At 70.3% G+C, this 24227-nt stretch carries 18 protein-coding genes and 1 pseudogene; 17 read left to right on the plus strand and 2 right to left on the minus strand.

Annotated elements, in window-relative coordinates; genetic code table 11:
• The first annotated feature begins 44 nt into the window (after nucleotides 1-44).
• The 4 genes from WMF43_RS01765 to WMF43_RS01780 all read left to right on the plus strand — a co-directional run bounded on the left by WMF43_RS01765 (nucleotide 45) and on the right by WMF43_RS01780 (nucleotide 6328).
• On the plus strand, nucleotides 45-623 hold the full coding sequence (locus tag WMF43_RS01765; RefSeq protein ID WP_437676999.1) for a hypothetical protein: 579 nt from the start codon (nucleotides 45-47) through the stop codon (nucleotides 621-623).
• A complete protein-coding gene (locus WMF43_RS01770) occupies nucleotides 610-1563 on the plus strand; it encodes a hypothetical protein (protein WP_437677000.1) in 954 nt (317 codons plus the stop codon). Before WMF43_RS01765 ends, WMF43_RS01770 begins: the two co-directional genes overlap by 14 nt.
• 128 nt (nucleotides 1564-1691) lie before the next feature.
• On the plus strand, nucleotides 1692-4022 hold the full coding sequence (locus tag WMF43_RS01775; protein WP_437677002.1) for an FG-GAP-like repeat-containing protein: 2331 nt from the start codon (nucleotides 1692-1694) through the stop codon (nucleotides 4020-4022).
• A 35-nt stretch (nucleotides 4023-4057) separates the two neighbouring features.
• Nucleotides 4058-6328 (plus strand): FG-GAP repeat domain-containing protein, encoded by a 2271-nt coding sequence (locus WMF43_RS01780; RefSeq protein WP_437677004.1) that lies wholly within the window; start codon nucleotides 4058-4060, stop codon nucleotides 6326-6328.
• Between the two features lie 220 nt (nucleotides 6329-6548).
• Here WMF43_RS01780 and WMF43_RS01785 read toward each other — a convergent pair whose 3' ends face one another.
• On the minus strand, nucleotides 6549-7580 hold the full coding sequence (locus WMF43_RS01785) for a hypothetical protein (protein WP_437677005.1): 1032 nt from the start codon (nucleotides 7578-7580) through the stop codon (nucleotides 6549-6551).
• A gap of 182 nt (nucleotides 7581-7762) precedes the next feature.
• On the opposite strand from WMF43_RS01785, the gene WMF43_RS01790 reads away from it, so the two are divergent.
• Both WMF43_RS01790 and WMF43_RS01795 read left to right on the plus strand, forming a co-directional pair.
• Nucleotides 7763-8752, plus strand: coding sequence for a carbon-nitrogen hydrolase family protein (locus WMF43_RS01790; RefSeq protein ID WP_437677007.1), 990 nt, complete (start codon nucleotides 7763-7765; stop codon nucleotides 8750-8752).
• A 208-nt stretch (nucleotides 8753-8960) separates the two neighbouring features.
• Nucleotides 8961-10157, plus strand: a complete 1197-nt coding sequence (locus WMF43_RS01795) for a serine hydrolase domain-containing protein (protein WP_437677009.1) — start codon at nucleotides 8961-8963, stop codon at nucleotides 10155-10157.
• A gap of 46 nt (nucleotides 10158-10203) precedes the next feature.
• Here WMF43_RS01795 and WMF43_RS01800 read toward each other — a convergent pair whose 3' ends face one another.
• Entirely contained in the window at nucleotides 10204-11775 is a 1572-nt protein-coding gene (locus WMF43_RS01800) for an AbgT family transporter (protein ID WP_437677010.1), read from the minus strand.
• A 328-nt stretch (nucleotides 11776-12103) separates the two neighbouring features.
• Between WMF43_RS01800 and WMF43_RS01805 the strand changes: the two genes are divergently transcribed.
• The 11 genes and pseudogenes from WMF43_RS01805 (at nucleotide 12104) to WMF43_RS01855 (ending at nucleotide 24103) form a co-directional block, all read left to right on the plus strand.
• The gene (locus WMF43_RS01805) at nucleotides 12104-13222 is read left to right on the plus strand and encodes an ABC transporter substrate-binding protein (RefSeq protein WP_437677012.1); all 1119 of its coding nucleotides are present in this window, start codon (nucleotides 12104-12106) and stop codon (nucleotides 13220-13222) included.
• A gap of 35 nt (nucleotides 13223-13257) precedes the next feature.
• Nucleotides 13258-14133 carry an ABC transporter permease gene (locus WMF43_RS01810; RefSeq protein ID WP_437684265.1) on the plus strand — a complete coding sequence of 292 codons (876 nt, stop codon included), beginning with the start codon at nucleotides 13258-13260 and terminating at the stop codon, nucleotides 14131-14133.
• Nucleotides 14109-14906 carry an ABC transporter ATP-binding protein gene (locus tag WMF43_RS01815; protein ID WP_437677014.1) on the plus strand — a complete coding sequence of 266 codons (798 nt, stop codon included), beginning with the start codon at nucleotides 14109-14111 and terminating at the stop codon, nucleotides 14904-14906. Before WMF43_RS01810 ends, WMF43_RS01815 begins: the two co-directional genes overlap by 25 nt.
• Nucleotides 14903-16261, plus strand: coding sequence for an LLM class flavin-dependent oxidoreductase (locus WMF43_RS01820; protein WP_437677016.1), 1359 nt, complete (start codon nucleotides 14903-14905; stop codon nucleotides 16259-16261). The genes WMF43_RS01815 and WMF43_RS01820 overlap by 4 nt, the downstream gene beginning before the upstream one ends.
• A 14-nt stretch (nucleotides 16262-16275) precedes the next feature.
• Nucleotides 16276-17676, plus strand: coding sequence for an LLM class flavin-dependent oxidoreductase (locus WMF43_RS01825; RefSeq protein ID WP_437677018.1), 1401 nt, complete (start codon nucleotides 16276-16278; stop codon nucleotides 17674-17676).
• 900 nt (nucleotides 17677-18576) lie between these two features.
• A complete protein-coding gene (locus WMF43_RS01830) occupies nucleotides 18577-19248 on the plus strand; it encodes an endonuclease/exonuclease/phosphatase family protein (RefSeq protein ID WP_437677020.1) in 672 nt (223 codons plus the stop codon).
• Nucleotides 19245-21257, plus strand: coding sequence for a type VI secretion system Vgr family protein (locus WMF43_RS01835; RefSeq protein ID WP_437677022.1), 2013 nt, complete (start codon nucleotides 19245-19247; stop codon nucleotides 21255-21257). The genes WMF43_RS01830 and WMF43_RS01835 overlap by 4 nt, the downstream gene beginning before the upstream one ends.
• Nucleotides 21258-21293: 36 nt before the next feature.
• A pseudogene (locus WMF43_RS01840) lies at nucleotides 21294-21578 on the plus strand (PAAR domain-containing protein); the annotation flags it as partial.
• Nucleotides 21579-21670: 92 nt separating this feature from the next.
• Nucleotides 21671-22531 (plus strand): DUF4123 domain-containing protein, encoded by an 861-nt coding sequence (locus WMF43_RS01845; protein ID WP_437677024.1) that lies wholly within the window; start codon nucleotides 21671-21673, stop codon nucleotides 22529-22531.
• Complete coding sequence (locus WMF43_RS01850) at nucleotides 22528-22932, plus strand: hypothetical protein (protein ID WP_437677025.1); 405 nt, start codon at nucleotides 22528-22530, stop codon at nucleotides 22930-22932. Before WMF43_RS01845 ends, WMF43_RS01850 begins: the two co-directional genes overlap by 4 nt.
• Nucleotides 22925-24103 carry a hypothetical protein gene (locus WMF43_RS01855; protein WP_437677027.1) on the plus strand — a complete coding sequence of 393 codons (1179 nt, stop codon included), beginning with the start codon at nucleotides 22925-22927 and terminating at the stop codon, nucleotides 24101-24103. Before WMF43_RS01850 ends, WMF43_RS01855 begins: the two co-directional genes overlap by 8 nt.
• Nucleotides 24104-24227: the final 124 nt, after the last annotated feature.

The raw sequence follows: 24227 nt of genomic DNA on the forward strand, positions 1-24227 counted from the left end.
GTTTCGAATTCCCTCGCGACGGCGTCGCGGGCTACCCTTCGCTCGTGCGTGCCCTGGAGGTCTGCTGCGCCCTGCCGCTCTTCGCGATCCTGGCGAGGTACGTGCAGGAGAAGCGCGGCACCGGCAGGATGGGCGAGATGCTCTTCGCCTGCCACGTCGCGAGCCTGGCCGCGGCGCTCGGCCTCCTCGCCGGGGCCGCGTGGCTCGTGGGGCCGGCGTTCGTCTTCTTCGTGGGCGTGGGCATCCCCGCGTGGCTCATCGAGGCCGTCGCCACCCGCAAGCTCGCGCTCCTCTCGGTCGGCGCGCACCTCGCCCCGCCCGCGTCCGCCGCGCTCCACCTCGCGCGGCGCGGCGTGCCCGAGGGCAGCGCGCTCTCGGCCTGGGGCGCGTTCGTCGCGCTGCTGCTGGTGAGCTACGTCGCGACCGACCCGGCGCTCAACGTGAACCTCGCCCATCGTCCTTCCAGGGAGATGGCGTATTTCGCGCCCACGCCCTGGTCGGCGCGCCTGCTGATGGCAGGCGCGACGCTCGGCGCGCTGCTCGCGGCGGAGTGGGGCGCCGCGCGCGTCTTCGGCCGCGGCGCGGCGCCCGAGATCTCAGGGGTGATCCATGCGCTTTCGTGATCGAGGGGTCTACCACTTCGCGGGGCACGTCCGCTGCCCGTTCGCCGGGCTGGGCACGCGCGGCGACTTCGAGAGCAATCGGCTCGCCCTCGACGACGATCGCTCCGAGGTCGAGCTCGACGCCGGGGCGCGGCGCATCGTCCTTTATAACGATCACGTCTACCCGCAGAAGACCATCGTCGGCGACGTCCTCTTCCTGGCCGAGGGCACCACGGCGAGCGGGCGCAAAACCCCCTTCAGCGTGCACCTCAAGGTGCTCAAGAAGGGGCGCGTGTTCTCGTTCGATCTGCACCGGCACCTGCGCTCGGGCGAGCCCCTCTCGGGGGTCGAGATCGAGCCCTACGAGGTGATCGTGCGGGACGCGGTCACCCGCGTCGTCGCGCTCACGCCCGAGAGGACGCGCGATCTGTGCCTGCGCCCGTCGCTGGCCCTGCGCGTGGTGAAGGCGATCATGGCCACGCGGGATCTGCGCCAGGGCGTGGCGCAGGATCCGGCGCAGGCGGGGTATCGCGTCGCGGATCTGTCGGTGGGGTTCGGGGCGCTCGGGGTTCATCATGGCGTCGTGCGGGCGCAGCTCGTGTCGCTCGACGCGGCGAACGCGCCGCTCATCCGCCGCGGATCGGTGGCGGAGATGCTGCGCGAGGGGGCGTGGGAGCTGTCGCTCACGGCGCTGTCGAAGCGGTGGCTCGACGAGGTGCTCGCGCGGGATCTGTTCGTGTTCGGGCTGGAGGGCGTGTCGATCTTGCGGCGGGTGCGGGAGCGCGGGATCGAGGAGGGAGAGACCCTCTCGTTCCGGTTCGAGCGCGGCGGCGGCTCCGTCGTGCTGGGGGAGGCCAGAGAGGAGCTGCCCGGGGCGACGGACGTGGCGCGGGCGTACCTGGAGTTCCACCTGCTGGGCGGGCTCCTGGCGGAGCATGCGGAGGGGCCGCGGCAGGGATGACCGACCGCCGGGAGATGTCCCGCGGGCGCAGCGCCGCGACCCGAGCCACGTCGATTGCACGGTCGATTGCATGAACGAGCCCGAGGCGGTCTGCATCCAAGGTGCTGCACCGGGACGGAGAGGACGTGATGAGACCGAGCACGCGTACGGCCGCGCTGGCGATGGTGGTGTTCCTGTGCGGCTGCGACCCGAGCGAGGGCGGCGGCGCGGGCGCCTCCGCATCGAGCGCCGGCGGAGGGGGAGGCGGCGGCGAAGGCCCCTCCCCGTCGGGCGGGAGCGGGGGCGGAGGCGGCGACGCTAGCAGCGGAGGAGGCGGCGCGGAGCCTTCCGGGTCCGGGGGTGGAGGAGGCGGCGCGGGGCCTTCCGTGTCCAGCGCGGGGGGAGACGGCGGCGCAGGGCCTTCCGTGTCCAGCGCGGGGGGAGACGGCGGCGCAGGGCCTTCCGCGTCGGGGGCCGGCGGAGAAGGCGGCGCGGGGGGAGACGGCGGCGCGGAGCCCGCTGCCACCGGGGCGGGCGGAGGAGACGGCGGCGGCGGCGGCGGCGAGACGGCCACGCTGGAGGGGGTCGTGCAAAAGGGGCCCTTCGCCATCGGCTCCAGCGTTGCGATCTCCGCGCTCGACTCGCGGGGCAACCCGACCGGGGAGCGCGTCCTCGCCGAGACGACGACGCTCCTCGGCGGCTACACGGCGACGATCGAGCACCTGGGTTATGTGTCGCTGGAGGCGACCGGCTCCTATTTCGACGAGTTGACGAGCCTGCCTTCGCCTGAGCCCCTCACCCTCCGCGCGCTCTACGACGTGGACCGCGCCGGGACGCAGCAGGTCAACGTCAACCTGGTCACGCACCTGACTCACAGCCGGGCCCTGGGCCTGCTGCGGCAGGGCCTCCCGCTCCGCGAGGCCATCGCTCAGGCCGAGGGCGAGCTGCGCAGCGCCCTTTCGATCGGCGGACCGGCGTTCGATCCGGGCGCGCCCGGCCACGCGCTCTCGCCGCTCGGAGAGGACACCGACGGCAACGCGTACGCCCTCGCGGTCAGCGCCGTCATTCTGCAGTACGCGTCGTTCAGGACGACGCCCCCGGGCCCGCCGGGGGCGATGCTCACCCTGACGATCAACCAGATCGCGACGGACCTCGCGGACGACGGGCTCCTCGACGCGGGCCTGCGCGCGGCGCTCAAGGACGTGGAGCGGCAGGTCAACGGCGACCTCGTCTCCGACCGCACGACGTACGAGCTCCACGAGCTCGGCGCGAGCGTCACGGCGCCGCGCGCAGACCGGCTCCTCGACACCGACGGCGACGGGGTCCCGAACGGCCGCGATTCGTGTCCGTTCGTCGAGAATCCGGACCAGCTGCCGGTCGTCGACGGGGTCTGCACCCTCGAGAGGCACTACCGATGGTCCGGCGATCCGCCGGACTGCCATCCCAACTTCCTCGTCGGCGACGTGACGGGCGACGGGATGCCTGACGTGATCGCGCCGGATGTGCTGCGCGGCCAGCCCCGCCTGTACGCGGGCCTCGGCGACGGCAGGCTCGCGGCGCATGTCCCGCTCTCGACGGGCGACAGCGAGTTCCCGGAGCAGCTCGCCGACCTCGACGGTGACGGCGACCTCGATGGGGTCGTCGAGAGCTACCGCGTCTCCGGCTGGGTGCGCGGCGACGGGGCCGGCGGGTTCGAGTCGACCCGACCCTTCGACCCGCGCTGCACGACGTGCGAGGCCAGCAAGACGGTGCTCAGCGACCTGAACGGGGACGGCCATGTCGACGTGATCCGCCGCGTCTTCAACGCGACGTCCTATCGCCTCCTCGTGTCGATGGGGCCGTTCGGCGAGACGAGCAGCGCGCCGGTCCCGGTCTCTCCTGCCGCCTTGCTCGAGGTGCGCCACTTCGCGGTGGCGAACGTGATCGGGGACAGCTCCCCGGATCTGCTGATCGTGCACCCGAGGACCAGCACGTCGCCCTACCGGCCGGCGCTCAGCGTCCTCCGAGGAAACGGCGACGGCACCTTCTCGTCCACGAGGTCGCCCGTCGCCCAGGACACAGAAGACGTCGAGCTCATCGACTCCGGCGATTTCGACGGTGATGGACATGTCGACATGCTGTTCAAGGACGGCGTGAGGTATGGAGAGCCTCGCGTGATGTTCGGCGACGGCGCAGGGAACTTCAGCGATCGGGTGGGCACGGGCATCCGGGGCGACTCGTACACGTATGTGATCGCCGACTTCACCGGAGATGGAAGGGACGATATCGTCAGCGACGGGGCGTACGTGACCGTGAGCCTCGGCAGGGCGTTTGCTCGGCCCCAGCTCATCCCGCTCGGTGTGTCGGCCGCCCGGCGGTCGTCGCGCATCGCCGCGGCCGATTTCAACGGAGACGGCACGCTGGATCTGGTGTCGCCGCTGTGTGACACGGACCGCCGGACGGAGAAGAGCAGCCTCGAGACGATCTTGATCCGGCCATGAGCGGCGCGCAGGTCCGGGTATCTCACCAGAGGGGCATGATGAGAACGACGAAGAGCGCGATCACGCTGGCGTTGATGATGTCGCTATGCGGCTGTGACCCGACAGACGGCGGGGGAGCCGCTGGTACGGCCACCTCCTCGTCGGACGCCAGCAGCGGGATCGGCGGCAGCGGCGGAGAGGGCGGCGGCGACGGCGGAGAGGGCGGCGGCGACGGCGGCAGCGGCGGAGAGGGCGGCGGCAGCGGCGGCGACGGCGGCAGCGGCGGAGAGGGCGGCGGCAGCGGCGGCGACGGCGGCAGCGGCGGAGAGGGCGGCAGCGGCGGCGATGGCGGAAGCGGCGGAGAGGGGGACCGCGCGACCGCCACGCTGCGGGGCGTCGTCCAGAAGGGCCCCTTCCTCGTGGGCTCCAGCGTCGTCATCTCCGCCGTCGATCCGCTGGGCAACCCCGCCGGGCGGCACTTCCCCACCACCACGACCACCCCTCTCGGCGACTACGCGGTGACCATCGACTACCGGGGTTACGCGTCGCTGGCGGCAACCGGCTTCTACTTCAACGAGCTCACGGGGAGGCTCTCGGCGGAGCGATTCACCCTCCGCGGCTTCTACGACGTGGACCGCGACGGGGAGCAGCAAGCGAACGTCAACGTGATTACCCACCTCACCTACGGCCGTGTCCAGCGCTTGCTCGCCGGGGGCATGCCGCTCGGCCAGGCCGTCGCGCAGGCCGAGGGCGAGCTGCGCGCCGCCTTTGGGCTCGGCGGGCCAGGCTTCGATCCGGGCGCGCCCGGGCACGCCCTCTCGCTCTTCGGCGAGGACAACGACGGCAACGCGTACCTCCTCGCGTCCACCGCCCTGCTGCTCCAGGCGAACCTGTCGTCGGGCGTCACGCTCGCCGACGTCGAGGCGGATCTCGCCGATGACGGGAGCCTCACGCCGGAGCGTCGGGCGACGCTCGAGCAGACCGCCCTGATCGTCAACGGCGATTTCTTCGCCGACCGCGCGGAGCACGGCATGGCCGAGCTCGGCGCGAGCGTCGCGACGCCCGACCCGAACCGGATCCTCGACAACGACGGCGATGGATTCCCGAACGGCCGCGACTCCTGCCCGTTCGTGGCGAACCCGGACCAGCTGCCGGTCGATGACGTGGTCTGCTCGGTCAAGAGGCATTACGCGTGGGCGCCCGTCGACGAGTACCTCACGGACCTCGTGGCCGGCGACATCACCGGCGACGGGCTCGCTGACGTGCTCGCCATCGGGCAAGTGTCCGATTACCTCTTCGCGGGTCGCGGCGCGGGCAAGCTCGCCCTGGCGGCGCCGCTCTCGACGCGCCTGCGGAATCCTCCCTCCCAGCTCGTCGACGTCGACGGCGATGGTTATCTCGACGCCATCCTGGAGGACGGCCTCTACGTCTCCAGCTTCACCGGCTGGGCGCCGGGCGACGGCACCGGCGAGTTCGGCGTCCCGGTGCCCTTCGAGGCGATCTGCGCCACCTGCAGGATCGACTACACCGCGCTCGCCGATCTGGACGGCGACGGCAACGTCGACGTGCTGAGCTACGTGGATGACACCGAGTCCCGGAACGACGGCATTCACGTGCTGATGGGGCTCGGCGGGGGCGCCTTCGACGCCCCGATCGTCCTCCCTCCGCCACCCGATTTTTACTACGACATGCGCTTCGTCGTCGCGGACATCATCGACGGCGGTGCTCCGGATCTCCTCCTTGTCTACTCGGTCGTGGACCCCTTCTTCCTGGACAACGGTTACACGTACAGCTTCACCGTGTGCGAAGGGAATGGCGACGGCACGTTCGGCCCCCCGCAGCCGCTCATTCCGCTGGACCTCGACCTGCTCGGCGGAGCGAGCCCGTTGCTCGGGGATTTCGCCGCGGGCGACGTCGACGGCGACGGGCACGTCGACGTGAGCTTCTCGGACAACAGCGCGATGTACGTGCTGTTCGGCGACGGCGCCGGCGGCTTCAGCGAGCCTGTCAGCCCGGGCGGCGGCCACGGCGTCGGGACGTACCGGCTCGCCGACCTCACCGGAGACGGAAAGGACGATATCCTCGGCGCCTACGGCGCCCTGGTCGTGAGTCGCGGCCGTACGTTCGCCCCGCCGCGGCCGCTCCCGCTCGGTCCCCCGCAACCGTACCGGTACGGGTATCCGATCGTGATCGACCTCGACGGCGATGGTCAGCTGGATGTCGTCTCGCAGCTGAGCAGCGTGGGCTCGGGGGCCGGCTCAAGGCTGGGGGTCGAGACGATCCGGATCCAGCCCCTCGCGCCGGGGGAGGCGCGGATCGGGCGCTGAGCTCCTTCGATCACGATCGAGCGGCGCCGGTCGTCGCGCCGAGCTCCGCCTGTCAGAAGCCCTGGCAGGGATCACGGCGAGAGAAGAGAGATTTTAACGCAAAGGCGCAAAGGCGCAAAGACGCAAAAATACAGAGAAAATTCTGGTTTGCGCCTTTGCGCCTTTGCGCCTTTGCGTTGAATTCTCTCGGGATCCCTGGCCAGACTTGTGACGATCGGAACTAGGGAATGTCGCAGCAGCCCTCGGTGGGGCAGTAGCTGGTCCAGACCCTGGGCTCGCCGCGGTCGTAGTGGCCGTAATGGAACGTGGCCCATCCCCCGTAGCCGGCCGTCGCCGCCCACTGCGTGTCGAAGCGGCCCAGCACGGCGCCGTTCGTGCACAAAGCGAAGTCCTGGAGCCGCGTGGAGACCATCACGGGGTGGTCTGCCGTCGCGTCGTCGAGGGCCCGATCCATGCGTTCCACCACCTTGGCCTCTGTGATCTCGTACTCCATGAGGACCAGGCGACCGGCGGCGAGCAGCAGCGACTGCCGGGCGTCGCTCGGCTGGCGATCGTAGAAGAGCCCGCCGATGTCCGCGGCGAGCGACATGCCCTGGTTGTAGCTCTCGGGGCGCGCCGTGATCTCCGCCGCGGCGAGATCGAACGCGCTCACCAGATCGCCCACGATCTCCGCGTAGAGCGCGGGCTGCTGCATGCGCCCGACCCACGGCTCGAGATCGAGATGGATGCCGTCGAAGCGCTCGGCCGCGGAGGACGCCTCGACGTTGTACGCGGCGATCTGGTTGATCCGCGCCAGCATGTGATCCTTCTTGATCGGGTATTCCCCCACCGTGGGTTGACCAATCAGCGCCTCGACGCGGACCCCGGGCACGCCGCGCAGCCCGGCGACGAACGCCCTGACCCGCGCGCGGTCGGGCAGCGAGCCGAAGGCGTTGTTCGCCACCGACAGGTAGACCTCGTTGATGTCGTGCGCGCCGAGGAAGGCGGCGAGCTGGCTGCCGTTCGGATCGGTGTCGAGCAGGGCGCCGCCAGCGGCGGAGTAGACCGAGTACACCCAGATCCCGTGGCGAACGCCGGCCGGCTGGGAGATCGCCGCGCCGCGCTGCGCCGCCTCCTCCTGCCCTGGCTCCGGAGCACCGGCGGCACAGCCGCCAACACCGGCCCACACAGACGCAACCACGAATGCCCACGCGCTGATCCGCTTCATGTTCTCCTCGACCTCCGCCCGCAGGAGCCGTCTCGCCGAGCGCAAGCCGCTCTCCTCGGGTTGACAGGCGAATAGAGTCCACGCGCGGCGACGACGCAACGGCTGCGCAGGAACGGCACGCTCGCCGAGACCCGGCCGTCGGGCGAGCCGCCGACGCCGGTGCTGGGGCCGACGACGCCGGTGCTGGAGCCGACGACGTCGGCGCTGGACCTGCGCTACAAGGGGCCATGACCACGTCCTCTCCGCGCTTCAAAGCCGCGGCCGTGCAGGCCGCCCCCGTGTTCCTCGACCTCGACGCCGGCGTGGACAAGGCCGTGGGCCTCATCGCCGAGGCGGCGAGCCACGGCGCCTCGCTGATCGCCTTCCCGGAGGCGTGGCTGCCCGGCTACCCGTTCTGGATCTGGCTCGGCTCGCCGGCGTGGGGCATGCAGTTCGTGCAGCGCTACGTCGACCAGTCGCTCGAGGTGGCCGGGCGGCCGATGGCGCGGCTCCGCGAGGCGGCCCGGCAGCACCACATCCACGTGGTGATGGGCTACAGCGAGCGCTCCGGCGCGAGCCTCTACCTCGGCCAGGCGCTGATCGGCCCCGACGGCGGGCTCGTCGCGGCGCGGCGCAAGCTCAAGCCCACCCACGCCGAGCGCACGGTGTTCGGCGAGGGCGACGGCGGCGACCTGAAGGTGCACGCGACCGCGGTCGGCCGGCTGGGGGCGCTCAACTGCTGGGAGCACGTCCAGCCGCTCGTGAAGCAGGCGATGTTCACCCAGGGCGAGCAGGTGCACGTCGCGTCGTGGCCGAGCTTCTCGCTCTACCGCGGCATGGCGTACGCGCTCGGCCCCGAGGTGAACCTCGCCGCCAGCCAGATCTACGCCGTGGAGGGCCAGTGCTTCGTCATCGCCTCGTGCGCGGTCGTCTCCGAGCCGATGACGGCCCTCCTGTGCGACGCGCCGGACCGGGCGAAGCTGCTCCAGCCCGGCGGCGGCTTCGCGATGATCTACGGCCCCGACGGCCGCCCGCTCGCCGAGCCGCTCGACGAGCGCGCCGAGGGCCTGCTCTACGCGGAGCTCGATCTGGGCCTGATCCCGCTCGCCAAGGCCGTGGCGGACCCGGCAGGGCACTACGCGCGGCCCGACGTCCTCCGGCTGATGTTCAACGACAGGCCCCAGCGGATCGTGCAGCGCTTCGACGCGGAGCCCGGCGGCGCCGACGAGACGGCGTGAGCCCCCGGCAGCCCAGCGCCCCGGGGCCGTGGCTTCTCGGTTGAGCCTGCTTTGAGCCCGTCGTCTGCCGCTGCGGGGGAATGCGGCGCCAGGCGCGGAACCCATGTGGTTATTCTAGCGTCACGGTAAATGTCGCGCCTTGATCGTGCGAACTCGACGAAATCGGAAGACCTTTGAACGGTGCCAAGCCGAGAGGGAACACACGGACATGGCACTCAACAAGCTCTCGATTCCGCTCTTCTGCATGGCATCTCTCGTCGCGGGTTGCCCGAGCAGCTCTACCGAGGAGGTCAACACGACCTACGACGAGCTGCTCCAGGAAGGGGTGGACAAGATTCAAGCGAGCGGCATTGTCGCCGTGCATGCGGAAATGCTCGACGGCGACCGGCGGATCCTCGCCCGCAGCGGCGTGGCGCAGCTCGACAGCGAGACGCCGATCGACTTCGACAGCTACTTCCGGATGGGCAGCAACACCAAGACGTTCGTCGCCATCGTCGTGCTGCAGCTCGCCGGCGAAGGCGCGCTGTCGCTGGACGACACGGTCGAGCAGTGGCTGCCCGGCGTCGTGTCGGGCAACGGCAACGACGGCTCGCTGATCACGATCCGCCAGCTGCTGCAGCACACGAGCGGGATCTACAACTACACCGGCCAGGCCGAGCCGGACGATCCGGATCCGCAGTCGAACCTGGCCGCGCTGGACACCGCCGACGGCTACATGCAGCACCGGCTCGAGCACGTGGACCCGGAAGAGCTCGTGGCGCTCGCCATGGAACACAAGCCGAATTTCGATCCGGGGACGGAATGGGCCTACTCCAACACGAACTACGTGCTCGCCGGCATGATCATCGAGCGCGTCACCGGACATCACTGGAGCGAGGAGGTCGAGGCGCGCATCCTCGAGCCGCTCGGCCTCGACCACACGTTCGAGCCCGGCGACGAGCCTGATCTGCCTGCCCCGCACGCGACGGCCTACCAGCAGTTCAAGGTCGGCGGCCCGCTGGTCGACGTCACGATCGCGAACCACACCTGGGCCGACGCCGCCGGCTCCCTCGTCACGACCAGCGCGGACCTCGCGAAGTTCTGGCGGGCGCTGAGCGAAGGCTCGCTGCTGGAGCCGGAGCAGACGGCGGAGCTCCACGACACGGTCCCGGCGCCCGCCTTCGACCCGATCGCGCCCGGCGCCGGGTACGGCCTCGGGATCATGTGGGTCCCGACCAGCTGCGGTGGAGGATACTGGAGCCACGCCGGCGACACGCTCGGGTACTCGACCCGGAACGCCGCGAGCGACGACGGCTCTCGCGTCGTCGTGATGTCGCTGTCGACGTCGACCAACGATCTCGAGGCCTCGTTCGCCACGATCATCGAGACCTTCAAGATCATCGATCAGCTCATGTGCGCCGAGTGAGCGTGGGCCCGGCGCGAGGGGCGCGGCCGCCCCCCGGGGGGGCCCGTCAGGGGTAGACGTACGGCGCGTCCAGCCCGAGCGGGAGCCCGAGCTGCCAGTAGGCGAGGAGGAACAACGTCCACGCGACGAGGAAGGTCACGGAGTAAGGGACCATCAGCGCGACGAGCGTGCCGATGCCCGTGCCCTTCACGTACTTCTGGCAGAACACCACCACGAGCGGGAAATACACCATGAGCGGCGAGATGATGTTCGTGGTCGAGTCCCCGATGCGGTACGCCGCCTGCGTGAGCTCCGGCGAGATGCCGATCGACATGAGCATGGGCACGAGGATCGGGGCGAGCAGCGCCCATTTCGCGGACGCCGATCCGATGAGGATGTCGGTGATCGCCGTGAGCAGGATGACGCCCACGATGGTCACCGCGCTCGGCAGCGCCAGGGCCTGGAGCCCCGCGGCGCCCTTCAGCGCGAGCAGCGCGCCGAGGTTCGAGCGGTTGAAGAGGTAGATGAACTGCGCGGCGAAGAAGGCCATGACCAGGTAATAGGCCATCGTGCTCATCGTCTTGCTCATGCCGTCGATCACGTCGCGGTGGCTCGTGAACGTGCCGGCGACGTAGCCGTAGACCAGCCCCGGGACGAGGAAGAACAGGAAGATGAGCGGCACGATCGCGCTCATCAGCGGCGCGCCGCTGATCGTGAGCTGCCCGGTCGGCGCGCGCAGCGGCGAAGAGGCCGGCGCGCTCGCCGCGACGAGCAGCGCGACGCCCAGCGCCATCGACGCGAGCGCCAGCAAGAGCGCGCGCGCCTCGCGCGGCGAGAGCGCCGACGTCATGTGCTGCTCCTGCTCCTCGGGCGCGGCGTCCACGGGCGTCCGGGCGACGCGCGGCTCGATCACGCGGTCGGTGATGTACCAGCCGACCGCGACGATCACGAGGCAGGAGGCGCTGCAGAAGAACCAGTTGCAGAGCGGGTTCACGGTGCGCTTCGGGTCGAGGATGCTCGCGCCGGCCTGCGTCAGGCCCTGCAGCAGCGGGTCGAGGCTCGACGGGATGAAGTTCGCGCTGAAGCCGCCCGACACGCCCGCGAACGCCGCGGCGATGCCCGCGAGCGGGTGCCTGCCGGCGGCCTGGAAGATGACGCCGCCGAGCGGGATGACGAGCACGTACCCCGCGTCCGCCGCCGTGTGGCTCGCGATGGCCACGAGGATCAGCATCGGCGTGAGCAGCGCCCTCGGCGTCACCGCGAGGACCTTCTTCAGGCCGGCGTTGATGAACCCCGAGCGCTCGGCGATGCCCACCCCGAGCAGGGCCACGAGCACGACGCCGAGCGGCTGGAACCCCGTGAAGGTCTGCACCATGGTCGCGAGGAACTCGGCGATAGCCTTGCCCGAGAGCTGGCTATGGACCACGAGCGGCTGCTTCGTGCGCGGGTCGATCTCGCTGAACTGCAGCGTCGCGAGCGCCGCGGACAGGACCACGACCACCGCGGCCAGCACGACGAAGAGCACGGCCGGATCAGGCAGCTTGTTGCCGGCCCGCTCGAGCGCGTCGAGGACGCGGCTCGCCCCGCGGAGCTCGGCGCGGGGCAGGGGAGGGGATTGCTCGGGTTGCTCGCTGGACATGCGCGCATCTTATAAGCGATCACCCCCGCGCGCGTGACGCGCTGAGCGCCGCGCCGGCTGCCTCGGGCGGACCCGCGCGCGTGCTCGTGCGGGAGCAGCGGATCACCACCGGCTGTTGCTGGAGCAGCAATGCGGGCCCGGGCGCCGCCGCCTTTGGCCGCGCCGGCGGCCAAAGGCGCGCGCGGGGGCCGGCGGGCGCCATAACGTTCCGGCGGCGGATCGGGGGGCGCGGCCGCCGGAAAGCGTCGTGGATACGGGCCGGTCGGGCGGGCGCGCCGCGCGGCACGGACAGTGCTCATCGCAGCGGGGAAAGGAAACGTAAGCACGCATGTCCCGCTGCCTCAGCTCTCCGCCGGCCACGGGCGTCCGCCGGCGCGCCGCGGCCCTCCTGGGCCTCTTGCTGGTCCTCTCGCTCGCCGCCCTGCCCGGGTGCGGGCGCGACGGCGAGGCGAACGCCGGCCCGCGGCTCGCCCTTGACGCGGCGATCCCGGCCGATTTCCCGCGCGAGACGAGGCTTCGCATCGGCGACCCGACCGTGCAAAAGCAGCTGCAGCTGAGCGGCGAGATCGACAAGCTGCCGTTCGCCCCCGGCTGGCAGAACATCAGCGGCGGGCCCCACACCGTCGAGGCGTTCCGCGCCGGCGCGCTCGACGGCGGCGCGGTCGGCGACACGCCCCCGATCCACGCCACCTTCACCGGGCTCGACATCAAGATCATCGCGGTGCAGGTCCGGGAGAAGCCGGTCTACGAGCTCGCCACGGCGCCGGGCGTGCGCCTCGCGTCGATCGAGGATCTCCGCGGCAAGAAGATCGCCTATTCGCCGGGGCAGGCGCAGGGCGCGCTCGTCCTGCGCGCGCTCAAGAAGGCCGGGCTCTCCCAGCAGGACGTGAAGCTCATCCAGATCAGCAGCGCCGAGTTCAAGGAGGCGCTCACCAGCCGCCAGGTCGACGTCGCGCCGCTCTCCGGCACGGTGCTCCGGCGCTACCTCAACGAATACGGCGACGATGGCGCCACGTCGATCACGCACGGCGTGCGCGACAACCTCAGCTTCTTTTACGTGCGCACCGCGGCGCTGGAGGACGCGAACACGGCGGCGGCGCTGCGCGAGTACGTGAAGCGCCGGACCCGGGCGCAGCTATGGGCCTACGCCAACCCGGACCCGTGGATCGAGGCGTATTACGTCAAGGACCAGGGGTTGACCGCCGCGGAGGGGCGTTACCTCATCGAGAGCGCCGGCAAGCCGCAGTACCCGAGCGACTGGACGGAGGCGATCGCGCTGACCCAGGAGACGATCGATCTCGTCGCCGAGGCCACCGGCCAGAAGCGGTTCGACGCGAAGACGATCTTCGACCTGCGATTCCAGTCGATCGGGGCGGAGGCGGCCCGCACCGCCGAGAACGCCGGCGCGGCGGACAGGCCGACGACGGCCCAGAGGAGCGCGCCGTGACGGCCGCGCTGCCCACGAGGGCGAGCTCCCCCGCGCTGGCCGCCTCCCCGGCGCTCGCCACCGCGACGCCGGCGCCCGCGCCGCCGGCCGGCTCTGCCCTGGCGCCGCAGCGCGACCTCGGCGGCCGCCGCCTGCGGCGCCGCCTCGGCCCGGGGCGGCCCATCCCCTATGGCCTCGCCATCGGCCCGGCGCTCCTGCTCGCGGCCTGGAGCGTCGCGTCGGCCACCGGCGCGCTCGATCCGCGCGTGCTCTCCGCGCCGTGGACGGTGATCGGCACCGCCCGCGATCTGCTCGCCGACGGCCGCCTGCAGGACAACCTGGCCACGTCGGCGATGCGCGCCTCCCTCGGACTCGCCCTCGGCGTCGGCGCGGGCGCGATCCTGGCGCTGCTCTCCGGCCTCACCCGCGTCGGCGAGGCCCTGATCGACGGGCCCGTGCAGATCAAGCGCGCGGTCCCGACGCTCGCGCTCATCCCGCTCCTCATCCTCTGGTTCGGCATCGGCGAGCAGATGAAGGTGCTCACCATCGCCCTCGGCGTCACCATCCCCGTCTACGTCCACACCCACGCTGGGCTGCGGACCATCGACGCGCGGTACGTGGAGCTCGCCGAGTCGGTCCGGCTGACCAAGTGGCAGTTCATCCGCAAGGTGGCGCTGCCCGGCGCGCTGCCCGGGTTCTTGATGGGGCTCCGGCTGGCGGTCACCGCCGCGTGGCTCTCGCTCGTCGTGGTCGAGCAGATCAACGCGACGAGCGGTATCGGATACATGATGTCTCTGGCCCGCTCCTATGGCCAGACCGAGATCATCCTGCTCGGCCTGGTCGTGTACGGGCTGTTCGGGCTGGCCTCCGACTCCGCGGTCCGGCTCATCGAACGAAAGGTCCTGTCATGGCGTCGCATCCTGGCCGGCTGACGCGACACGTCGAGGCCCCGCCGCCCACCGTGCGGATCCAGCGCCTGGTCCGCCGCTTCGGCGCCCGCACCGTGCTCGACGGCGTCGACCTCGAGATCCAGGCGGGCGAGTTCGTCGTCCTGCTCGGCCGCAGCGGCTCCGGCAAGAGCACCCTCCTCAGGGCCGTCGCCGAGCTCGACGATCACGTGGTCGGCTCGGGTGAGCTGATCACGCCCGAGAACCGCTCCGTGGTCTTCCAGGACACCCGCCTCCTGCCCTGGGCGCGGGTGCTCGACAACGTGATCCTCGGCCTCAACGAGCCGGGCGCGGAGGAGCGCGGCCGGGCCGCGCTCGCGGAGGTGGGGCTCGCGGGGCGGGAGCGCGCGTGGCCCGTCGAGCTGTCCGGCGGCGAGCAGCAGCGGGTCGCGCTGGCGCGGTCGCTCGTGCGCGAGCCGGCGCTGATCCTGGCGGACGAGCCGTTCGGCGCGCTGGACGCCCTGACCCGCATGCGCATGCACGACCTCCTGCGCGAGCTGTGCGCGCGGCACCGCCCGGCCGTGCTGCTCGTGACCCACGACGTGGACGAGGCGATCGCGCTCGGCGATCGCGTCCTCGTGCTCGTCGACGGCCGCATCGCCGTCGACCAGCGCATCGACCTGCCGGGCGTCCGCCCGCACCGCGACCCGGCCGTGCTCGCGTACCGCGAGCGGCTGCTCGGCGCGCTCGGCGTCGCGCACGCCGTCGACCTGAACCACCCCGCCCGCCCGATCGATCTGGAAAGGACCGCTCCATGACTGCGTCTCAACGTCCCGGCAAGCTGCACCTCAACGCGTTCCTCATGAGCGTCGGCCACCACGAGGCCGCCTGGCGCCTGCCGGAGAGCGACCCGTTCGCGAACACGAAGGTCGAGCACTGGAAGCACCTCGCCCGCGTCGCGGAGCGGGGCAAGCTCGACTCGCTCTTCCTCGCGGACAGCCCGGTCCTCTGGAACAACGTCGGCCGGCGGCCGGCCGGCACGCTCGAGCCGACGGTGCTGCTCGCCGCGCTGGCCGGCGCGACCGAGCACGTCGGGCTCATCGCCACGGCGTCGACCACGTACAACGAGCCGTTCAACCTGGCCCGCCGGTTCGCCTCGCTCGACCACCTGAGCGGCGGCCGCGCCGGCTGGAACATCGTCACGACCGCCGGCGTGGACGCGGCGCGCAACTTCAACCTCGACGAGCTGCCGGCGCACAGCGACCGGTACGCCCGCGCGGCCGAGTTCATCGACGTGTCGCTGAAGCTCTGGGACAGCTGGGACGACGACGCCCCGCTCGGCGACAAGGAGAGCGGCGTCTGGGGCGACAGCCGCAAGATCTACCCGCCGCGGCACGTGGGCCGGTACTTCAAGGTCGAGGGTGCGCTCAACGTGCCGCGCCCGCCGCAGGGCTACCCGCTGCTCGTGCAGGCCGGCTCGTCCGACGACGGCAAGGAGCTGGCGGCCCGGTACGCCGAGGCGGTGTTCACCGCGCAGCAGACGCTGGAGGACGGGCAGCAGTTCTACACCGACCTCAAGGCGCGCACGCGCGCGCTGGGCCGCGATCCCGACACGATCAAGATCCTGCCGGGCCTCGTCCCCGTCATCGGCGGGACCGAGGCCGAGGCGCTCGCGCTCGACGCCGAGCTCGATCGGCTGATCAAGCCGGAGTACGCGAAGCGCCAGCTCGCGCAGACGCTGCGCGTGAAGCCGGAGGACCTCGATCTCGACGCCGAGCTGCCGAAGGATCTCCCGAGCGAGGACGAGATCGAGGGGGCGAAGAGCCGTTACACGCTGATCGTCACCCTGGCGCGGCGGGAGCGGCTGACGGTGCGCCAGCTGATCGGCCGGCTCGGCGGCGGCCGCGGCCACCGGACGTTCGCGGGCACGCCCGAGCAGGTGGCGGACGCGATCCAGACGTGGTGGGAGCAGGGCGCCGCCGACGGGTTCAACGTGATGGCGCCGGTGCTGCCGTCGGGGCTCGAGGTGTTCGTCGAGCACGTGGTGCCGATCCTCCAGCGGCGCGGGCTGTTCCGCACGGAGTACGAGGGCAAGACGCTGCGCGACAACTACGGGCTGCCGCGGCCGGCGAACCGCAACCACGGTCAGGATCTGGTCGAGGCGGCGGAGTGAGCGGGAGGGGCGGCGTGACATCCTCGCGGCGGCAGCTGCACCTCAACGCGTTCCTGATGACGATCGGCCACCACGAGTCGGCCTGGCGGTTCCCGGAGAGCAGCCTGACCGGCACGTGGGACGTCGCGCATTACCGCCACCTGGCCCGCGTGGCGGAGCGGGGGACGTTCGACTCGATCTTCTTCGGCGACGGTCCGGCGCTGCAGGGCGACATCCGTTACCGGCCGGTGGGCCGGCTCGATCCGACGGCGCTGCTGCCGGCGCTGGCCGCCGTGACCGAGCGGATCGGGCTCGTGGCGACGGCCTCGACGACGTACAACGAGCCGTACAACCTGGCCCGCCGGTTCGCGACGATCGACCACATCAGCGGCGGCCGCGCGGGGTGGAACATCGTCACCACGGCCGGCAGCGACGCGGCCCAGAACTTCGGCCTGGACGAGGTGCCGGAGCACCGGCACCGGTACGAGCGCGCGACCGAGTTCGTCGAGGTGTGCCTCAAGCTGTGGGACAGCTGGGAGGACGACTTCCTGATCGGCGACAAGGCGGCGGGGCGCTTCGCCGACGGCGGAAAAATCCACCACATCCACCATGAGGGGCGGTTTTTCCGGGTGCGTGGTCCGCTGAACGTGCCGCGCACGCCGCAGGGGCATCCGCTGCTGGTGCAGGCCGGGTCGTCCGAGGATGGGCGGGAGTTCGCGGCCCGGTTCGCCGAGGCGGTGTTCACGGCGCAGCAGACGCTGGCGGAGGGGCAGGCGTTCTATGCGGACCTCAAGCGGCGGGTCGGGGTGCTGGGGCGGGACCCGGCGCGGGTGAAGATCTTGCCGGGTATCGTGCCGGTCCTCGGGGGCACCGAGGAGGAGGCGCGGAAGCGGGAGGCCGAGCTCGCGGAGCTGCAGGTGCCGGCGTACGGCCTGCGGCAGCTGTCCGGGCTGGTCGGCGTCCAGCTGACCGAGGCGGACCTCGACCGGCCGCTGCCCGACGTGGGCGAGGTGAGCGCGGTGCGGGGGATGCAGAGCCGCTTCGCGCTGGTCACAGAGCTCGCCCGGCGGGAGAACCTGACGGTGCGGCAGCTGCTTGCGCGGCTCGGGGGCGGCCGCGGGCACCGGACGTTCACCGGGACGCCGGAGCAGGTGGCGGACACGATCGAGGAGTGGTTCACAGGCGGCGCGGCGGACGGGTTCAACGTGATGCCGCCGCTGCTGCCCTCCGGCCTGGAGGAGTTCGTCGACCACGTGGTGCCCGTCCTGCGCCGGCGCGGCCTGTTCCGCACGGAGTACACGGGGGCGACGCTGCGCGACCACTACGGGCTGCCCCGCCCGGAGAACCAGTTCACGGCGCGCCGGTGGGCCGCCGGCGCCGAGCTGGTCCGGCAGGGCGCAGCGGAGACAGCGACGACCGCAACCCCGGTGGGGTGAACCCAACCGGGGCAACCGCAACCCCGGTCGGCTGAACCTACAATCCAACCGACGGCCGCGACCCCGGTGGGGTGAACCCAACCCCGGTCGGCAACTGCGTCGCGGTCACCGTCGCGGCGTCGATGCTCGCCGCGCTGCTCCCGCGCGACCTTCATGCCCGCCTCGAACGACTCGTCGAGAACAGGTCGCGGCCATTGACATTGCACGCGGTGCCGTTCCTCCCTGCGCCGCCGCTGCCGTCCCCTATGCCCACGCGCACGGCGCTATCCGGTAACCGCTGAGGTCCGCCTGTAGGGGCGCGTCACCGTCGCCCTAGAGCGACAAACGGGTTGAACCAGCCTGGGACGAGCCGAATTCGAAGCGCCAAGGACGCCAAGGACGCCAAGGACGCCAAGGACGCCAAGGACGCCAAGAAGAAGAGAGTGTCTTGGCGTCCTTGGCGCCTTGGCGTCCTTGGCGCTTGATTTATCGGTCGATCAACATGGCAACATGGCCGGTGTCCTAGCCTCTGAAGGACCAAGGGCGTGATTGTGGCGAGAACTTCCGCTCGACGTCGTCGTCTTTTTCAAGGCGGTGCGAGAAGGCATCGCGAACGAGCCACGGGCGCCGACGCGCAGGAGTGCCCCGTGCAACGAGAGAGGGAGACACCGTCGCGGACAAACGTACGTAGGAGTATCGCCAAGGCGTGCCCCACGATGGGCTTGACACGACCGATGGCTCTAGCATCATGGTCCACCGGACCGATCCTTCCCGGCGGTCGGCCTTGGGGGGCCCTCTCTGCGGTGCGGTGCGATCTCGGCACTGGACAGGCTTGATTTTATTGTGGCTCGGGCGGCGCGGGCGACGCAGGCGGCTTCATGCCATGATGAGGCCTTTGCCAAAAGGGGCAGGTCTTTCCTCATGAACATCTACACTTGGAACATGGAACATGCCAACCCCAATTGGGGGTTCTTGAGCCAGTTCGCGAACCTGGACGCGGTCTGCCTGCAAGAAACCGGGGCACGGATGACCCGCATGATACCGGATCGTCATTCGCCGCGGAACATTCATGGCGAGCTTGTTTACTTCGGAATGATCCAGATCGGTAGATACAATTTCATGAGGATAGCGCTCGCCTGGTTCAGGGCTGGGCAGAACAGCTTGGCCGTGGCGACCCGTGACACACATGCGCCTTTCGACATCGAGGTGATCCCACCACCGGCCGCGAACACGCGCGCGACCATCGGGCTGCAGCTCGCTCCCCCGCACCAAGATACGTGGGTATACTCGATCCATGCCCCATCGAAGCAGGGCAGCGCCTGGCAAATGGAATGGATCGCACGTGTGCTCGCGGCCATCGATGCCAGAGGCCACGCGAGGTGGATCTGCGCTGGAGATTACAACGCCTCGCCGGCCGCCGTCGGCGCGTTATGCCCGCCTGAGCACTTCGTCGTCGACGCGGGGCAAGCGACTCACCAGAAAGGAGGAAATTACGATTTTGCGGTATGCAAGCCCCTGATCGTCAACAGGGGGGCGGTGATGAGCAACCACGGCGGGGATCATTGGCCGGTACAACTTTGGAGAGAAGCATGAGGCGGCTCAGCCTGTGGTTCGAGGAGAAGGACGAGGACGAATACCTGTCGGTGCGCTCCTTCTCGGTGACGGAGGCGATGTCGGGCCCGTTCGAGGTGTACGCCATCGCGATGTCGCGCGAGTCGTCCATCGATCTCGAGGCGATCGTCGGTAAGCCGGCCGCCTTCACTCTCCAAGGTGGGGTCTTGTTCCGGGGCATCGACCAGCAGCGACGGTGGCGAGGGATCTGCAGCTACATCGAGCAGGTTCGCGTCGAGGTCTCTGACTCGGGCCTGTCGACGTATGCGCTCACCATCGTGCCCGGGCTCTGGTTGCTCGGGCAGCGACGCGATCAGCGCATCTTCCAGAACCGATCCATCCCCGACATCGTGGACGTCATCCTCGACCGCTGGAAGATCGAGCGGCGCTGGAAGGTGGACCGGGGCGCGTACCCGAAGCTCGAGTACCGGGTCCAGTACGGCGAGACCGACCTCGCCTTCCTGACCCGCATGCTCGAAGAGGCGGGCATCGCCTACACCTTCCCGGACCAGGACGGCGCGAGCGCCGTCCTCGAGCTCGGCGATCGCTTCGAGGCGGCGGAGGCGTACGGGACGCCTCTCGTCTTCGCCGATTCGCCCAGCCGGGACGACGAGAAGGAGTACGTCACCGGGGTCCAGATCGGCCGCGGCGTCCGGCCGGGCGCGTACATCCTCCGCGATCATGATTTCCGGCGCCCGGATTTCGAGCTTCAGGGCGAGGCGCCGCGCGCCAAGACCCCGGAGGATCGCTACGAGCAGTACCGCTACGAGGACGGCGCCCTCCTGCGGGTCGTGGACCAGGGCGGCGACACGCCGGTCGCGGACGGCAAGAGCGTCGCCCGGCGACAGCAGAGCTACGGCGTCGAGCGCGCCACCCGCCGCCTGGACGCGGAGCGCCACGAGAAGCAGGCCGTCAGCTTCGAGACCAACTCGATGATGCTGGCGCCGGGCACGGTGTTCTCGATCGCGCGTCACCCGCACCAGGACCTCGCCGGCCGGCGGCTCTTGGTGACGGAGCTGCGCGTGCAAGGGACGGCGACGGACGAGCCGCAGATGTTCGGGAGGGCCGTCTTCACCGACCGACCCTACCGGCCGCCGCACGTGACGCCGAAGCCGAAGGCGACCGGCATCGAGAGCGCCTTCGTGGTGGGCCCGAGCGGCGAGGAGATCCACGCCGACGAGTTCGGCCGCGTGCGCGTGCAGTTCCCCTGGGACCGCGAGGGCAAGAAGGACGACGACAGCTCGTGCTGGATGCGCGTGAGCCAGGGCTGGGCGGGCGCGGGCTTCGGCGCCATCGCCCTGCCCCGCGTCGGGCAGGAGGTGCTGGTCAGCTTCCTGGGCGGGGACCCGGACCAGCCCATCGTGGTCGGGCGGGTGTTCAACGCCAAGAACGTGGTGCCCTACAAGCTGCCCGAGCACAAGACGCGGAGCTCGTGGAAGAGCCAGTCGTCCCCCGGCGGCGGCGGCTCCAACGAGATCACCTTCGACGACGCCAAGGGCCAGGAGCTCGTCTACATGCAGGCCGAGAAGGACCTGCGCAAGCTGGTCAAGAGCGACGAGACCGAGGTGACGCGAGGCCATCACCAGCTCCTCATCGCGAGCGGCCAGGAGATCGTCGTCAAGGCGGAGAAGAGAGAGCTGATCGAGGGCGACAGCCATCTCCACGTGACGAACGATCAGCGCCGGAAGGTGGAGGGCAAGGAGTCCATCATCGTCGGCGGGAGCCGGCACGAGACGATAGGAGAGAGCCACGCGCTCGAGGCCGGCAAGGAGATCCACCTCAAGGGCGGGACCACGGTGGTGATCGAGGCCATGAACCTGACGCTCAAGGATCTATCCGGCAATTTCATCCACATCGGCCCCGGCGGGGTGGATATCGTGGGCACGATGGTGAACATCAACAGCGGCGGCTCGGCCGGATCGGGGAGCGGCGCGCGCCCCGATGCGCCGGACGAAGCAGCCGAGGCCAAGGTCGAGCCGCCCAGCGCATGAGCCCCGCGGATCCACCCCGGGAAAGGAAGAAGACCCATGCCTCCGGCCGCGCGAGTCGGCGATAAGCACCTCTGCCCGGTGACCGACGGCCCGAAACCGCATGTCGGCGGGCCGATCCTGCCGCCTGGAGCGCTCACGGTGACGATCGGGTTCATGCCCGCCGCGCGCGAGGGCGACATGGCGTTCTGTGTAGGAAAGCCCGACAAGATCACGCTCGGCGAGCCAACGGTGAGGATCTGCGGTCGCTCTGCGGCACGCGTGGGCGATATGACAGAACATGGGGGGAAGATCACGGTGGGGTGTCTGTCGGTGAATATCGGATCCTCGCCCCAGGCGGCGGCGCTCACGCAGGCGGCGCAGAACGGGACGCCGTTCTGTGAGGAGTGTGAGAAGGCGCGCATGCGGGGGGGGACGTGAGCCACGGGAGGCGGGCGATGCTGGAGGTGCAATGGGCCCAGCCCGCGCCGCCGGTGCGCCGGGTGGTGCTGGAGCCGGGGCGGGTGCTCCGGGTGGGGCGGACCGAGCTCGCAGATTTCCGGGTGCCGGCGGATGGGCAGATGTCAGGCGTGCACTTCGAGCTGGCGTGGGATGGAGAGCGCGGCGTGGTGCGCGACCGGGGCAGCGACAAGGGGACGTGGGTCGACGGGCGGTTGGTGCGCGAGGGGGAGGTGAAGAGCGGGGGGTGGCTGCGCGCCGGAGATACGCTGTTCATGGTGTACTTCGAGGGGGTGAGGGAGCGGCAGGGGCCGGCGGACGCGCCGGCGGTGGTGGAGAGGAAGGAGCGGGCGCTGGCGGCGCTGCGCGGGGAGGAGACGCCGCTGTTTGCGCTGCTCGACGCGGCGCGTGACAAGCGGGTGCTGGAGGTGTTGCGGGGGTCGGTGGAGGAGCATCAGTCGCTCTACGATGGGGTGAAGGGGGAGGCGCTGGCGGAGGTGGCTCCGTATCTGGTGAGTTTGCCCAGGGAAGGCGGGCTGCTGGAGCGACTGGTGCGCGAGGGGTGGGGGGAGAGCTGGGGGGTGTTCTTGACGAGCACGGGTGCGTTCGCGGCGGTGAGGCGGCATTTCCGGCGGATCTTGATGGTGGAGGCCGAGGAGGCGGGGCACCCCGCCCGGCGCGTGTATTTTCGATTCTATGATCCGCGGGTGCTCAGGGATTTTTTGCCGATGTGCAACGCGCGACAGGCTCCGGAGCTGTTCGGGCAGTGTGATTGCTTCTTGCTGGAGGGAGAGCGCGCGGAGGTGCTGCGGTTCGGCGCGAGCGAGGTGACAAGATGAAGATCACGGCCGAGCAGATGAGGGTGTTCGTCCGGTCGGCCGATCGCGCCTGGGTCGATGAGCTGTGCCAGCACCTGCGCGCCCACCACCGCGAGGCGGTGGCGCGCCTCGGCGACGAGCAGCTTCGTGAGGAGGTCGCGCGGGGCATCGAGCGGGCGCGCGGCCATGCGCTCTACGCTCGCTCCAAGGTCGGGTTCTTCGTCGCGCTGCTCTTCGAGATCGGGCCGGGGTTCGATGAGCACCCGCGCATCCGAGAGTGCATGGGACCTGGGCGCCTGTCTCCGGACGAGCGGCTCGCGTCGCTGGCGGGCGTCATCTCCGAAGAAGAGTGGGAGGAGGCGAGCCGCATCCCACGCCCCGGGCGGGGCGTGGAGGAGGCAACGGAGAGGGACTATGCGTGATACGGGGAGTCTCAAGCGCAAGCGGGAGCCCGATAACGACGAGACGTCGCTCCAGATCGCAAGGGTATTGCTGTCCTTATCTGCATCTACTGAGCTGGGGTCCACAAGCGGAACCACTACGCCCTGCGCCAACATCCGCAGCTTCGCCGCGTCACCACGCCCCCACTCCCCGCGGACCCGCACGGAGGCGGCGCCTCTCACGTCCGACGAGCAGTTCGATCAAGAAAAGTTCATCGCGGCGTTCAGCGAGCATTTGGCGAGCCAGAAGAATGACGATGAGGAAGCGGGGCGGGCAATAGTCCACGGAGCAGAGGCGCTGGTCGGCGAGAGGAGGCCCAGTGGCAAGGACCAGGCGCGGAAGAAGGCGAAAAACTCTCGCTGGGCAGCGTGCTCCGACGACGAGCGCGATCTCGTCCGGCTCACCTGGGTTCTGGAGAAGCTCGACCCGCGGAGGGTGTGCGTCGCAGCCCTGTTGACGGCGAACAATCACGTTTATCTCTATGCGAACGTGATCGACGAGGAGCGGTTCAAGCGCGACCTGGCGGACCTGGTCGAAGCCTCGTCCAACCCCGAGATGCGGAAGCGCATCTCGAACCAGGTGATCGAGAGCCTGGGCAAACAGGACCGCACGGCCCAGGGCAGACGGGACACGGCCGAGTACGAAAAGAAGGTGGAGGAGCGGACCGCGCTCGCAACCAGACGAGTGGACAAGGCGCTGCGCTTGCTCGAGAAGCTCGAATTGAACAAGGACGACTTCAGGATCCATGTCGCGGAGACCGAATCGAAGCACGCAGAGATGCGCGCCGGTGACGCTGCGGTGGAGAACGCCGGAGGCTTCGTGGGCATCTCCAAGCTGTGCTGCGGCAAGTGCCGGATGGGGCTCTTGGCCCTCGAGAAGAGCCGCCGCATCAGATTCAGCGTGCAGGGGGCCCACTACAAAACGTACGACACCCAGACCGGTTGGCCAGTGCCGGCGTTTCTGCACTGTGACGAGGAGGCCATGAAGGCGTTCCTGGGTGACGAAGCCTTCGCCATGTACCAGAAGCACCCGGATGAGGCCCTGCGCGCCGTGGCGAGCGAGAAGCTCAAGGCCCCAGCCTACGCGGCGACCGACATGGTATCGAGCGGCGAAGAGTACGGCGAAGGCGAGGCGGAGGACGACGACGATTGATATCCTCTTGAGTCGCGCCGGGAATCGGGATCTCTCGGGATCGGGGACCCCGCTTTCGGTTAGGAAGGGAGGCACCGTGAGGGCGGCCCCGGGAGCGCGCTCCTCCGCGGCCCTCCGGCGAGCA

Source organism: Sorangium sp. So ce131, from assembly GCF_051519095.1.
GTDB lineage: Bacteria > Myxococcota_A > Polyangia > Polyangiales > Polyangiaceae > Sorangium.